Genomic DNA, 12,867 nt, shown 5'->3' on the forward strand with positions numbered 1-12,867 from the left:
TGCTACTCCTCTTCCGTCTGTTTGGAAGCGTCGTTCATCGCGTTCAGGGTTTCAAAGTCACGCGCCGCACCGAGGTCGAAGTTGTCCACGTTCAACTCGAACAGCTTCATACCGTACTTCGGCACGTTGATCTCAATGGGCATGCCGTACAGGTCGCCCGGGCGGACGAACGCGATGACCGTCATGATGCACGCCATCGTCTTGGGCGACTCGCGCAGGCCCGTGGCGAACCAGCGCTGCACCACCCCCACCTCGGAGGCCACCACCGAGGTGAGGTAATAATCGAAGAACGATTTCAGTACGGCCGGGAAGATACCCGTTTGCATGCGCTGCGATACCTCGTTGCGCACAAGGTCGACGATTTTTTCAATAAACGCCGGGTCTCCGCCGGGCCCCAAGAGCGAGCCGATAAGCTCGCGGTTGTCCGCCAGGTATTGCAGCAGTTCAACAGCGCCGGGAGCAGGCTCGAGCTCATCGATGCTCGTATAGAGGTCGGGTAGGGTAAGTTCGCTGAAGCTGCGGACACGCGCGCCGATCTCGCAGAGCAGACCGTTTTCGACCTGATTGATGAAGTCGGGGATGTCCTTGTAATGGGAATAGAACGTACGGCGCGTGAGGCCCGCGCGCTCGGTGAGCGTGGCCACGCTCAGGTGGCCAATGTCCCCACCCGCGACGAGCTCCTGCGCGAGCGCACGCTGCAACGCACGCTGGGAACGCAAACTGCGCCGATCGCGTTTGCCGAACGGGGCCTCGGGCTTGCTGCACATGGCCACACCCGCTTGTTCCCGATTGTCCCCGCTAATCGGAGTGCCCGCTTGCGCCTCGAGTGCGCGGGCGTTTGCAGATCGAGACATAACGCCCCTTTCATGTTGCTATTACTCACACTGTGTATTATTACACGATGTGTGTATCAACATGAAAACGGCATGGCAAATGGCGCGCGGTTCGGTCTGTCGGAAATCGTTTTTCTGCTTCTCTACTAGGAGATGATCACGCGACCGCTCTGCTTGCGCAGCGTCCGCATCATGTGCTTGGGCACGGCATGCAACGCGCTATAGCCGATGGTCTCACTCGCGGCGGCCTTCGCGGCGTCGGCGGCATTTGCCACGGCGTACGAATGACGGAAGCGCTCCAGCATCACGATGTCGTTGCCACCGTCTCCATACACGGCGATCTCGTCCTCCTCGATGCCGTAATAGCGCCCCAGCCACGCCACGCTCTCTCCTTTGTTGCAGCCCTTGTCGGTCAGTTCGAATATCACCGGGTTGAACGGAGCATTCACCACCGTGTCGGAGTGGTCGGCGATATACGCCTTGAGCTCGCGCTCGAGATCCGGGTCGGCGATGCGCGCGTTGATCTTGCAGACCTCGTGCTCTTGAATGACGGAAAGGGGTTGCTCATAAAGGTGCATCGTGGTCATCTTGCCGCTCGCGTGCATGCCGCGCATGAGAATCTGCCTGAACAGACTGTCGCGCTTGAAGCCTGCTTGGTGCTGCTCGTGCGTTCCCGTTGAAAGGATGCCCTCAGGCGTGTTGCAATCAAAGCAGATTTGGGGAAAGGTCCTGATAATGTCCTCTACGAACACCGGATCCACCGGGTAGGTTTTGAGCAGCTCTCCTTCAACCCCGCGGATGATGGAGCCGTTGGCGCACACCGCATCGACGGCGAGGCCCCCAAAGCCGTCCTCGCCAGACGGAGGCGCGATGCGACCTGTTGCGGGCACCACACGAACCCCCTGGTCAAGCGCCGCCTGCACCGCCCTGCGGATCACGTCGTCCGTCTGATGCAGCAGGTTGAACAGCGTTCCGTCAAGGTCGCTGGCAAACATCTTGATCATGGGGCGGCTCCTTCCGCAGGCGCGTCGTGTATTCGACCTTATCACCCGAGCGCCACATCGAGCACCATCATGATCACGAATCTCGCAATAACCCCCAGCGTTCCCACATTGGAATGCGTTCCCAGATGCGCCTCGGGGATGAGCTCCTCAACCACCACGTAGATCATGGAACCCGCGGCAAACGACAGCAGCCAGGGCATGAACGGCGCGATCTGCCCGCTCACCAACACGACCGCCACGCCGAAAATCGGCTCGACGATGCCCGAGAGGCTACCGAGCAAAAACGCCTTGCGGCGGCTCAGGCCCTCGCGCATCAGCGGGAGCGAAATCGCCGCGCCCTCGGGGAAATTCTGTAGGCCGATGCCGATGGCCAGGGCAAACGCCATGCCCAAGTAGGCATTGGCGGCCTCGCCCACCGCCTGAGAGGCCATGGCGAACAGCAGGCCCACGCTCATGCCCTCGGGAAGCATGCGCGGAGCCAACGTCTCCATCGAGGCGCTCATCGAGTACATGCAGCTGTTTGATCAGGGCGAGTCGACCCTCGAAGCACGCAAGGCAATTCTCATCGAGCAACGTGAAGAGGCACAGAAGCGCCTCGACAAGATCAAAGCGGGACTCGATCGCCTTGGTTACAAGATCGCCAACTACGACAAGCGCATCGCCGAGCACGAACAGGACAAGTAGACTCCGTTCGTCGTTTTCGATGCGTGAAGGGGCGTCCCGGACCATCCGAGGCGCCCCTTCACGCGCTAAACCGGCAACAGCGCAATCTGACAACCGGTTCGGCCTAGCTCGTAAACCTCTCGAGAATCTTGGCAACTTTCTCGACGTCAATCGGCTTTGCCACGTGGGCGTTCATGCCGCAATCCAGGCAACGCTGACGGTCCTCGACAAACGCATCGGCGCTCATAGCGATGATCGGGATGCTCCGCGCGTCCGGACGCTCCAACCCGCGGATGGCCTCCGTTGCCTCGTAGCCGTTCATATGCGGCATGCGCAGGTCCATCAGGATGGCATCGTAGTAGCCCGCCTCGGACTTTTCGAACATGCCCAGGCAGATCTGGCCGTCCTCCGCCCACTCAAGCTCCATTCCCAAATCGGACAACAGCTCAGCCGCAATCTCCCAGTTGAGCTCGTTGTCCTCGGCAAGCAGGAGTCGGCGACCGGCCAGGTTTAACTCCTGCTCCTCGCTGGCCTCTCCCTCGGACTCCTCGTCGCAGTACTGGCTCAACGCGTGGTACAGCGTGGACTTGAACAGCGGTTTTGGAATGAATCCGCTGATACCTGCCTCGCGCGCCTCGTTCTCGAACTCACTCCAGTCGTACGCGGAAATCAGCAGGATGGGGAACCCGGTGCCGAGCGCGTCGCGCAGACGGCGCGCCACCTGGATGCCGTCGATTCCGGGGAGCTTCCAGTCGAGCAAGATAACCTCGTAGCCATCGCCGCGCTGGTGACGGGCCACCGCGAGGCGAATCGCCTCTTCCCCGTCCAGCGTCCAGTCGGCGTTCACGCCAATCGAGCGCAGCGCATCGGACGTGGCCTTGCACACGAACTCATCGTCATCGACAACCAACATGTTCCAGCTCGGCAGCACCATGCTTGCCTCGCTTTCATTGGCTTTCTCGAAATCGAAGGTCAGGCGGAACTCCGAGCCCACGCCCAGGGCGCTCTCAATCTCAATGGAACCTTCCATGGCGTCAACGATGTACTTCGTAATCGCCATGCCCAGACCCGCGCCCTCGATCTTGTGCACGCGCTCACCGTCCGCACGGCTATACGACTCGTAAATCCTCTCGAGGAACTCCGGCGTCATGCCGATGCCGTTGTCCTTGACAACAATGTGGCTGCGAATGTAACCATCGCCCTTGGGAGACGGCTCCTCGCTCAGGCTGACGCGAATCGATCCACCCTCAAGCGTGTATTTCGTTGCATTGGAAAGCAGGTTGAGCAGTACCTGGGTCAGGCGCACGCCGTCGCACCACACGTTTTCCGTCTCGACATTCTCGATGTGCACGTCGAAGCTCTGCTTCTTCGAATTGATCTGCGGCTGCATGACGCTGACGATGCCATCGAACAGGTCCCTCAGCGAAATGCGCTCGTAGGAGAGCGTGAGCTTTCCGCTCTCGATCTTGGACATGTCCAGGATGTCGTTGATCAAACCCAGGAGCTGCTTACTCGAAAGCGCGATCTTTTTGAGGCAGCCCTTTACCTGCTCGATGTCGTCAATGTGAGCACGCGCGATCGCGGTCATGCCCACGATCGCGTTCATGGGCGTGCGGATGTCGTGACTCATGTTCGCAAGGAACTCGCTCTTGGCCTTACTCGCCTCGAAGGCCTCCTGACGCGCCACCTCGAGCTCCTTGAGGCGGTTGTTGCTCATGCGGTAATACTGGACAAAAATCCACAGCATGACGAGCAGGACCGAGACGCACGCCAGAATCGTGAAGTTAGTACGGTGGCTGTCCAGCTGCTCCATGATGGAATTCAGCTGGTTATACGGCATGAACGCGATAAGATTCCACTCGGAATGAGGCAGGGGCGTGCTGAAAAGCTCTTGCTCTTCCCCGCCGAATATGACCGTAGCGTCGTACGACCTTCCCTCCTCGAGCGCACTCGAAAAGTCCTCGGCAGAGTAGCCGGTGGAGGCGCTCTCGTGCAAGGCAGAGAGGGAATCCATGAGGCTCTCGTCGCCGCTCTCAACCGGAACGGCCGCTCCCGCAATCACAACACTGCTGTCATCGCGCACGATGCAGTAATTCATGGGCTGGTTCTCGTCGTTCAAGGCGAGGAGATCCGAAATGTAACTCAACGGGACCGCTGTGATCAGTCCAGAACTCATTCCCCCGTCGTGCATGGGGTACTCCGCCTTCACGCCAAACAAAACGACGCTACGCCCCTCCGCGTCGACGCCGATGGCCACACGCTGCTCGCCGGAAAGCACCGCCTCCACGAACGGGCCGGGCTTGACCGGCTGCACCGCGTCGCCAATAATCGTCTCGAACTCGCCCGTATTCGAGCAGAGCGCTACGTAATCGAAACCGCGCACCTTAGCTCGGTACGCGAGCTCCTCGTGAAGCTCCTCCTCGTCGAGCCCCTCGTACGACACCACCGATACCAAGCCCTGGACTTGGTCGAAACGCAGCTGGATGATGCTCTCGAAGCGCTGCGACATCTGCTTGTTCACGCCCGACATGTACACTTCGCCGATTTGATGGAACGCCTCACGGCTGCGGAAGTTCATGTAAAAGCCCAGCACGCCGAACGCGCAGACGCTGAACAGGATCAGGCTCACAAAGCTGCGGATCAAAAACTTCTCGGTGCGGGTTTTCTTTCGATTCTCAGCCACGGTGCTTAGACCTCCTTAGACGCTTTGTACGATTCGATGGCACGCACGACAGTCTGGTAATCATCGGTGAGCTGCGGCATCAACTGCACGGCCGCATCGTAGTCGCCTGCGCGGAGCGCCTCGGTCACCTGCACACTGCTGCCGTTCAACTTGGAGAACGACAGGTTCTGGCACACGCCCTTCAGCGTATGGGCAGCTCGGAAGGCCTCTTCGACATCGTGGGCTTCCATGGTCTCCACAAGCTGGCTGTAGCTTTTGTCGTTTAAAAACTTGAGCATGAACTTCTCGACGAGCTGCTCACGACTCAACCTGCCGAGCACGTTCTCGTAGTCTCCGCCCAGCTCTTCGTAGCACGTCTTCAAATCCATGATCAACCAATTCCTTTCATTGCGGCAAGTTCGTCGGAAGCCTCAGTGAGGCATTGCAAAAGCAGCGGATTGAACGTCCCGCACTGCCCCTCGATAATCATCGAAAGTGCTTTTTCGTGCGAGAACGCCTTCTTGTAGCTGCGCTCGCTGGTGAGGGCATCGTACACATCGGCCAGGGAAACCACCTGGGCGCAAATCGGAATCTCCTCCCCGACCAGCCCGTCCGGATACCCGCGGCCGTCGTAGCGCTCGTGATGCCAGCGGCAGATGGCGTTTGCCACACTAATCAACGGCGAGGCGAGCTGCTCCTCCGGAAGGTCGAGCAGCATCTGGGAGCCGATCGCGGAATGCGACTTCATGATGGCGAACTCTTCGTCGGTCAGCCGGCCCGGTTTGTTGAGAATCTCCTCGGGGATGGCGACCTTGCCGATGTCGTGCAGAGCGGACGCCGTGACAATTAGTTGGATGTCGTCTTCCGTCAACTGGTACTGATCCGTCATGGCAAGCAGATGTTGAAGCAGCAACTCGGTAATCCCCTTGACATGCTGGATATGCGGCCCACTTTCGCCGTTGCGGAACTCAACGATATGAGACAGGATCGAGATCATGAGGTCGTTGTTCTTCTGCTGCTCAACGACCTGCTCCTTAACACGGCGCTCAAGGTCGTCTTGGCGTGCGAACAACATGAGCGTGTTCTCAACGCGTCGATGCACGATCATGGCGTCGAATGGGCGACTGATGTAATCGAATGCGCCGAGGCTGTACGCACGGTTGATGTTCTCCGGGGAGCCATCCGAGGAGATCATCATCACGACAACGCGGTTGCTCCATTGATGCTCGCGAATGCTTTCCAGCACGCCGAAGCCGTCGATACCCGGCATGATGATGTCCAGCAAAACGAGCCAAAAGTCCTCGTCGTTTTGAGACAAAACCTCAATGGCCTGGGCGCCGTCCTCCGCCTCCGCCACGTCATAGCTCCCCCTCCAAGATGTCAGTGAGCAACGCGCGGTTCATTTCAGAGTCATCGACGATGAGCACCTTCTGCTTCGACATGTTCGTGTTTCGCCTCTTTCCTCAGCTCAACGGCAACCTAGGCAATCTCGCCGTAAATCGAATACCCGTCCTTTGTCGTCTTTGCCTGGTAGAGCGCCCGATCCGCCTCGCGGTACAGTTCCTCGTACGTTTTGTCCCCGCACAAAGCCACACCCACCGACGCGGTAACAACGGCGCGCTCGCTTTCATTCCCGCAGTCAATCCGCAGCGCGCGAATCACGCGCTCCAGCACAACATGCAAATTGTCCAGACCGGCGATATTTTGCAAGAAAACGATGAACTCATCGCCACCAAGGCGCCCAACGAAGTCCTCGGAACGGAGGCACCCCTGCAGCCTGCGCGCTGCCTCCTGCAAGACGCGGTCGCCCTCAGGATGCCCAAAGCGGTCATTGACATCCTTGAAGCTGTCCAAGTCAAGCAGAACCAACGCGGATTCCCTCGAACCCTCGGGGTTCAAGAGCGCCTCTTGAATCTTACTTTCACTGCCGCGACGGTTGTTGACCTGCGTGAGCGGATCAGTCACCGACTCGTGCTGGGCCTGCTCCAACATCTGCTCCTTGAGGCGGGCATCGGTAACGTCCTTGCGTCGAAGCAATACGAACCCACGCTCCATGTCGAGTGCGCGATACGTGACCTGCATCGCACGGGTCTCGCCATCCTCCCCAAGCTCGTTCATGACAAACGAGTACTCGGGGTTTTCCTGCAACTTATGAAGGATGTGCTCCGGATTCATGCGGCGCAGAGCTACCTGCCGTTCCGCCTCGGGCACACATCGCTCGATGTAACGCAGGGTCTCCTGCCAGTAGTCGCCACCTTCTTGGGAAAGGCACCCGTATGTTTTTTCGTCCCCCATGAGCTGGAAAAACCAGCCCGTCTCAAGCTCTATGACATACGCGCAAGCGCTCGTGTTCCTGATGAAGAACTCAAAAATGGGATACAGACGCTCCCTGCGGTCCATGAGCTCAACCATAAGAAAGGCTTTCTGTTGTGAGAGCGACGAGGGGAACAGCGTTAGCTTCATCCAATCCCGGTCGCAGCCGTCCGCATCAAGGGGAACCGAAATCGACTGTCTGGCGCCATGCTCCATGCACAAGGCGATGTGCTCTTGAGATAGAAACTCCGATACCCGCTTCCAACCCATGCGCGCAATATAGCCGGAACAAAGCCTGTCCACCAGCTCAAATGAGGTAAGCTGCGCAAACGAGACTCCCGGTGCGTCCGCACGGAGCTCGCCCTTGAGCATGCGGAAGCAATCGGAATCTGCGTGATATGCGAAAATCGCAGCCTTCTCATGCACGAGGGAACTCAGGAGGTCATATACCTCGAGCTCCGAATAACCCGCCCAATGCTCGGGCTGAGTCTGTGTCGAGCGGTCCTGTTCGCAACGCTCCAAATCGTGTGACATGGGATCGCCTCCTCGTGCGGTAACCAGTTAAAACATGGTCAAATATAACGATGTAGGGCCATCTTGCCAAACATCTCTATAAGAGAGCTGTCAAACGGGCGCGTCACATGTTCATTATTGAGAATGCAACTCCGTTCGCTCCAGCTTGTCCCACCGATTCTTGTTCTTTCGAACGCCAATCAGGGCGACCATTCGCGTCACGGCCATGATAAAACGCAGCACGACGATCTCAAACAGGGAGAGCACCAACGCGCGCACCACATCTCGGCGGGAAAGGCTCAAGTCGCGCGTCTGTACGCGCGAGAAGAACGCGGTGAGGGACATAATCGACCCGTACACGGCGTAAATGCCCAAAAACATCAACATATAGGGGATGTTCACGAAGTTGAACATCGCGGCCAACACCATGGTAAAGATGCCGAACAACTCAATGGCGGGCGAGAACAGCTCGTAAATAAGGAAGTACGTATACGAGAGCGACCCCACCAGACCGTAGCGCAGCTTGCCGAAGATGATCCAGTGCTTGGTCATGCATTCGAACAGGCCGCGGTGCCAGCGCTTGCGCTGCTTGATCAAGTCGCGCAAGGTCTCCGGAGCCTGGCTCCAGCAAACGGCGTTGGGCGCGTACTTGATGAGGTAATCGATGCCGTTCGTCTTACAGAACACATGGAGCTTCGTCACCAGCTCCATGTCCTCGCCCACGGTGTCGGGGTCGTAGCCGCCAACGGCCACGACCATGTCCTTGCGGAACATGCCGAACGCGCCGGAGATAATCAGGTTGCCGTTGAACTGGTCGAGCAGAATGCGCGCCGAAAGGAACGAGCGGTCGTACTCGAGCACCTGCATGGCGGCGATGGTCTTCTTGGGAAGCGAGTAGCTCGTCATGCGGCCGTCTTTGAGCTCGACGCCGTTGGCCAAACGCACCAAGCCGCCCACGGCCACAACATTGTCGTTCTCAATCAACGGCGCCACGATCTCCTGCAGAGAGTCGTACTGGAGGACGGAGTCGGCGTCGATACCCACGAAGTACGGGTACTTCGACACGTTGATACCCATGTTCAGAGCGTCGGCTTTTCCGCCGTTGTCCTTACGCACCAGCGTGATGGGAACCGACCCGTGCCTGCCGGTCCAAATGCTCTTTGCGGGCTTGCACTTGATCTGCATACGGACGGGTTGATCGACCTCATGCAGGTGGAAGGTGTCGATGATCTGCTGGGCCGTATCGTCGGTTGATCCATCGTCCACCACGATGACCTCGTACAAGGAATACTCCAGCTTGAGCAGTGAGGAAATCGAGCTGACAACGGTGACGCTCTCGTTGTATGCGGGAACGATGACCGAGACGGGCACGTAGCAGTCCGTCATGATCTGGTTCTTGTAGTGGGTCTCGCGCTTGCGCCGATACAGGAACGACAATCCCACCGTTACCGAGAGGAACAGGAACGTCGAATAACCGATGAGGTACAGCACGAAGAAGACGCCCACACCATAGAGGAAGCCCTGAATCAACGAAACCGTAGCTGCCGATGCCGTTAGCATGATGCGATCATCTCCTCTCCAGCCTCAGTGTTGGAAAGCGGGACGCCCTCCAAGCTCCATCGGTACGCAAGCATCTCCCGTGCAAAGCGGTCGGACCCATCGAGAATATCCTTGAGGTCCCGCTCCGGCTGTGCACCCAAATCGTACAGGCTCTTTGCCGCATTGAAGCGGACATACCAAACGGGGCTGCTCAACGAGTTCTTGAGCAGCGCAATCGTATCCTCCCCCGGATACGAGGCGAGCGCCGTGTTGGCAACCGATGCGAACTCCCACTCGCCCCCGCGCGTGGAGGCGGCAAGGCGCATGAGCGGTTCACGAGCGGGCTCGTAGGGGTTGCTCATAAAGTAGCGCACGCATGCAATGCGAACCTCCTGGCTCGCGCTCTCGTCGACCATCTTGTCCAGGAACCACTGGGGGTCGCCCATGTGCTGCATGCGCAAAAAGTTTGTGGCCGCCACCTGCATAGAGGGCGTCAACCCGTCAATCAGGCCCGACAGGCGCTCCGCCAGCGCACGCTTATCCCCGGGGAAGGACATGAGCGTCTCAGTGAACAAGCGGGGATGATGAAACCTCTCAGAGGCGTCGATCGCCACAATGGCCTGGGCCATGGTATCCACGTTGCCCTGCCCGGCGATGGCCTCGAAGGCATTTTGGCGCAGATACACCGTATCGCCCTGTAAGAAGAGCATGAGCATGCGATCGATCACCGGGGACGGCTCCTCCGGACGATACCAATTCTTGACGATATAGCAAAAATACGCCTGGTTGAGCTCTTTGCGATTCATATACAGGGGAGCAAGGTTGTCAAAGACCTCGGAGATACCGAGCAGATACCTATCGCGTTCCGCCTTGCCCAGGTGCTCCAGATGGTCCATGCTCTGGTCGAACGCCTCCAAGCCGGAAAGGGTCTTTAGCTGGCGCTCAAGCTCGCTCTTGTGCTCGGGTGTAGGGAAACCGGCATTGCGCCTTATTTCCTCATATAGCATTTGCGCCATGCGTTCGTTGCGGCGAACAAAAACGGTCTCGCGCGCATGTTGAAATGCAGCGAAGCCCAAATCGAACAGGGCCATGGCAATGGACACCGCCATATAAAAGAATATGATCCATTCGACGTTCATGCGGCCCTACTTTCCGGCCTCGTCCAAAATGGCCTGCGTGCTGCGCCCGTTGGCCCACATTTCCTGGACGAGGTAGTAGCTTTTCTTCAGGCGCTCATGATAGGTCACCTTGGTTCCCCAGCCCTCAAGCGGCACCTCACTCATGTCGATGGTGCTGTTGCCAAGGCCCGCGCCGATGCGCATGGAGTCGATCTTCATGTTCTCAACGCCGTAATGCTCATAATAGTCGTCGTGAATCTGCATCTCGGAGGGGTTGCTGAAGTTCAGCAGCTGCCATGGCAGGCGCACTTCCACAAACCCGTCGCCAAAGCAGAAGTCCGCAAGCGAGTAATAGTCCTCGTGGTCGGGATTCGCGTCGCCGTACGCTAGCTTGCCAGTTTCGTAGTCAGGCGCATCCGTGATCAATGTGTCCTCGGAAAACTTGTATCGCAGTTGCAACTTAATGGGAAGGAATCTCGAAGAATCCTTCGCGGGCGGATTCGAAAATGCGTCTTTACCGGTGGCCAGACCGGAAGCCATGGGACGATACACTTCATAGCGCTCTTGCACCAGCACACGGCTATTCTCGCGTCCATTGATAGTGAGCAGGAAGTCCGCCGCGTCACTGAACGAAAGGCTCGGATCCTCACAAGTAGTTGAGCCGCTCTTAGGAGTCGTATCGATAGGCACGTAGAGCGGCGTCTGCTCATCGACGTTCTCGCCGGCGATTTTGAGGTATACGTATTTTTCGTCGTACTTCATCGAGAGCTCGAGGCCGTCCTTGTTCGATACCACGTCGCCGGCTTTCCATTCTTCATCATCACCGTCGACGTAAGAAACACTTCTCTCCGTACCCGGATCAAAGCTCAACAGCCCAAAAAACTGCTCGCTCGTTTGCGCGTCAGACCAATAAGGAGCCTTGAGCAAATCGACGTTCGCCATGGTGCTCCACGTATGCTTGAACCACTCGTCCTGCCAGGAAAAGATTATTCCACCGGAACAGCCGGCATCTTTGATGTCCTGCCAGCAACGCACGATTGCAAGGCCCTGCCCGGTCTCGTCCATATTTCCCTGATTGCGACCCGTATTGCTATCCTCTTGGGCCTTGCCGCGTGAAGCAGGAGTACCAAACTCCGCAACAATCACCGGCATTGAATGATGCTCGGCAAGGGTCTTGAGGTAGGCGTAATAGGTATTGACCTGACCGCTTGAATCCTGCGTCTGCGCAAGCTCGGGAACGTACTTCAAGTAGTCGGGATAGTACGGATAGATGTGGTATGAGGCAAACTGTCCCGACTGGACCTTGTCGGTGGAGACGATATGTTCCACATCGACTCGTGCAATCTTGCTGAAGAGGTCAATAACGTCATCGGGATACCAGAACGGATCAGTCGCGGGCCAGTTGGCAAACGATATCAAACGCTGTTCACCGTATCGAAGGGTTTCGTGCCGTAGCACGTCATCGCCAATCTCCGCGAGCATGGATTCAAAGGGTGAGGCATCGGGCGACGTGCAGAGGTACTCCCCCTCATACCCGGCTTTATCCGCATCCATCTCATCCGTGTATACCACGGTCGTATCTTCCCATTCAACACCAAGGATGTAGCCAATCACCCATTGCGAAATATCTTTGGTGTAGAATCCCGTTCCCGTGCCGCGACCGAGATTGACAAAGCGCCTACCATGAACAACATCGACGACTGTCAGCGCCTCGTTACGGAAAGCGCCAATGTAATCTTGATCAAACGCATCCATATGGGAATTCTGGCTGTAATCGTCAATCCACACACTGTGAATCAAATACAGTGGGTTCTCCCTACCTTGGTTGTACTCGTAAAACGCCTCGTAGAACGACGTGCCAAGCAATGTGTATACGCGGATGGTGTTGGCGCCCATCGCCTGGATTTGCTTAAACCAACGCAGATAGGTTTCCTTGTCGATGGCATAGTCGGAGGCAAAATGTCCCGGAACGCCCGATCCCAAGTCGACGCCTTTAATCTCGAATTCCTCGAACTTGCCATCTTTGTTCAGATAAATCTTATCGCCCTCCTGTTTGGCGGGCACATATTCAACCTCGGCAGAGGCGAATACATCGAACGGGTAAAAGCCATGGAATAGATAGGCGTATAGAACGCCCATGCACACAGCCAGCACGCATGCGCTTGCGATGATATAGCGCTTCATACCCTACCTCACTCGTTTACTCGTCCTGCACGCCCATT

Annotated in this window: 10 protein-coding genes and 1 pseudogene; 1 reads left to right on the forward strand and 10 read right to left on the reverse strand. The window is 57.5% G+C overall.

The features are described from left to right. Window positions 1-2: 2 nt before the first annotated feature. From DW123_RS00660 to DW123_RS00670, 3 genes and pseudogenes are all read right to left on the reverse strand, one after another. Window positions 3-854 carry a TetR/AcrR family transcriptional regulator gene (locus DW123_RS00660; RefSeq protein ID WP_233505150.1) on the reverse strand — a complete coding sequence of 284 codons (852 nt, stop codon included), beginning with the start codon at window positions 852-854 and terminating at the stop codon, window positions 3-5. A 125-nt stretch (window positions 855-979) separates the two neighbouring features. Then, the gene (locus tag DW123_RS00665) at window positions 980-1,837 is read right to left on the reverse strand and encodes an HAD-IIB family hydrolase (protein ID WP_117743915.1); all 858 of its coding nucleotides are present in this window, start codon (window positions 1,835-1,837) and stop codon (window positions 980-982) included. Window positions 1,838-1,878: 41 nt separating this feature from the next. Continuing rightward, window positions 1,879-2,304, reverse strand: a pseudogene (locus tag DW123_RS00670) (ZIP family metal transporter); the annotation flags it as partial. A 1-nt stretch (window position 2,305) separates the two neighbouring features. On the opposite strand from DW123_RS00670, the gene DW123_RS00675 reads away from it, so the two are divergent. Then, the gene (locus DW123_RS00675; RefSeq protein WP_199407170.1) at window positions 2,306-2,521 is read left to right on the forward strand and encodes a hypothetical protein; all 216 of its coding nucleotides are present in this window, start codon (window positions 2,306-2,308) and stop codon (window positions 2,519-2,521) included. A gap of 103 nt (window positions 2,522-2,624) precedes the next feature. On the opposite strand, the gene DW123_RS00680 is transcribed toward DW123_RS00675, so the two are convergent. The 7 genes from DW123_RS00680 to DW123_RS00710 form a co-directional block, all read right to left on the reverse strand. Further along, window positions 2,625-5,183 carry a hybrid sensor histidine kinase/response regulator gene (locus DW123_RS00680; protein ID WP_117743916.1) on the reverse strand — a complete coding sequence of 853 codons (2,559 nt, stop codon included), beginning with the start codon at window positions 5,181-5,183 and terminating at the stop codon, window positions 2,625-2,627. 5 nt (window positions 5,184-5,188) lie between these two features. Further along, window positions 5,189-5,551: an Hpt domain-containing protein gene (locus DW123_RS00685; RefSeq protein WP_117743917.1), complete on the reverse strand. Its 363-nt coding sequence runs from the start codon at window positions 5,549-5,551 to the stop codon at window positions 5,189-5,191. A gap of 2 nt (window positions 5,552-5,553) precedes the next feature. After that, a complete protein-coding gene (locus DW123_RS00690; RefSeq protein ID WP_199570165.1) occupies window positions 5,554-6,519 on the reverse strand; it encodes an HD domain-containing phosphohydrolase in 966 nt (321 codons plus the stop codon). A gap of 122 nt (window positions 6,520-6,641) precedes the next feature. Then, window positions 6,642-8,009 carry a diguanylate cyclase gene (locus DW123_RS00695; RefSeq protein ID WP_118272942.1) on the reverse strand — a complete coding sequence of 456 codons (1,368 nt, stop codon included), beginning with the start codon at window positions 8,007-8,009 and terminating at the stop codon, window positions 6,642-6,644. 114 nt (window positions 8,010-8,123) lie between these two features. Beyond that, entirely contained in the window at window positions 8,124-9,548 is a 1,425-nt protein-coding gene (locus DW123_RS00700; RefSeq protein ID WP_118272943.1) for a glycosyltransferase, read from the reverse strand. Further along, window positions 9,542-10,666 carry a HEAT repeat domain-containing protein gene (locus DW123_RS00705; RefSeq protein WP_117743921.1) on the reverse strand — a complete coding sequence of 375 codons (1,125 nt, stop codon included), beginning with the start codon at window positions 10,664-10,666 and terminating at the stop codon, window positions 9,542-9,544. Before DW123_RS00705 ends, DW123_RS00700 begins: the two co-directional genes overlap by 7 nt. Window positions 10,667-10,672: 6 nt before the next feature. After that, complete coding sequence (locus DW123_RS00710) at window positions 10,673-12,829, reverse strand: hypothetical protein (protein ID WP_118272944.1); 2,157 nt, start codon at window positions 12,827-12,829, stop codon at window positions 10,673-10,675. Between the last annotated feature and the right edge of the window lie 38 nt (window positions 12,830-12,867).

This window comes from Collinsella sp. AM10-26 (assembly GCF_003472525.1).
Classification (GTDB): Bacteria; Actinomycetota; Coriobacteriia; order Coriobacteriales; family Coriobacteriaceae; genus Collinsella.